1 pseudogene is annotated in these 549 nt (G+C 48.3%); it reads right to left on the bottom strand.

The features are described from left to right. Positions 1-183, bottom strand: a pseudogene (locus tag AAA952_RS22315) (hypothetical protein); the annotation flags it as partial. Positions 184-549 lie beyond the last annotated feature (366 nt).

The following is a 549-nucleotide window of genomic DNA, read 5'->3' as shown; positions in this document are numbered from 1 at the left end:
GCAGGGAATAATGACAACGAGCCACCCCATGCCATACACGGTCGCTACCCTAATATCCCACTCATAGAGGGTGGGCGCCTCACGCACCCGCTGCTGACGTAGCTTATTGAGCCGGTCTTGCTCCTCTTGGGGTAATTGCAGGTACTCACTGCGCGGCAGATCTTCATACCGGCTGTCGTTCAACGGTTGTGTGTCTTGCTCTGTCGACGCCGACTGCTGCGGCGCTGCTTTATTGTTCATCCTGTTACCTCTCGGTAGACTCTACTTGTAGCGTGGTCATCGCTAAGCAGTAAATCCAGCCATCCATTTTAAATCAGCAACATAATATGCTCTCGGCCTACCCTCAAGCGAATATTTACTGAAGCAGTTTTAAGGAAAGTAATAAAAGTAGCTAGATGGCCAGTGAGGGAAGTGGAGACTGATTTTAAAGAGTATGTTCAAAACTCATCTGAGTTCTGCGAGGGCACGGCATACAAACCTCAATGATTAATACCAATCGTATTAAATATCTGTTCATTCAGCGGGAGTTCAACGCGCTTTAGACAAGGC

This window comes from Shewanella sp. M-Br (assembly GCF_036245925.1).
GTDB lineage: Bacteria > Pseudomonadota > Gammaproteobacteria > Enterobacterales > Shewanellaceae > Shewanella > Shewanella oncorhynchi.
This window is presented reverse-complemented; position numbering and strand designations above follow the sequence as displayed.